This is a genomic window from Roseateles sp. P5_B10 (assembly GCF_056400485.1).
The window spans coordinates 1-579 of record NZ_JBFULE010001645.1 but is presented as its reverse complement, the minus strand read 5'-3'; the positions used below and the strand labels follow the sequence as shown (position 1 = coordinate 579).

The 579-nt window shown below is 64.2% G+C and carries 1 protein-coding gene; it reads right to left on the bottom strand.

Translation table 11 applies throughout. The features are described 5' to 3' along the window. The coding region (locus tag AC1DU6_RS35090) for a family 43 glycosylhydrolase (RefSeq protein WP_477863172.1) at positions 1-579 on the bottom strand (579 nt) is incomplete at both ends.

The following is a 579-nucleotide window of genomic DNA, read 5'->3' as shown; positions in this document are numbered from 1 at the left end:
GGCGTGTCGATGAGGCCGCCCTGGGCGATACCACGGTCATCGAGCACGATGCGACCCTCGTAGGGCCCGTCGATGCTGTCGGCGCGGTGGACGATGACGGTGGGCGCCCAGCGGCTTGCGGGCGAGGCGATGTTGAAGAGGTAGTAGCGGCCGTTGATCTTGGAAAGATGCGAACCCTCGCCATTGAGCCCGCCCAGGTCGGTGCCGAAGACGGTGTTGACGTTCTCGATGAGAACCTTGTTCACACCGCCGGGCTTGATGCCGGAGAGATCGGATTTCAGCTCGACGAGCGTGATGCGCCCGCCTCCGTAAACCATGTAGACGCGACCGTCATCGTCGAAGAACAGGCTGTGGTCATGCAGCACGGGCTCGAAGCTCGTCTCCTTCCACGGGCCGCGCTCCGGATCGCGCGTGGTGTAGATGTGGGTGCGTCCGCTGGTGTAGGAGAACGTCGAGGCATAGAACACGCCGTCGTGGTAACGCAGGCTGGGGGCCCACGAGCCGGCCGCGTAGGCGTCCTTGCCGTTGTCGAGGCGGAGGGCTTCGTTGTCTGCCAGCGTTTCATAGGCGTAGGAAGCC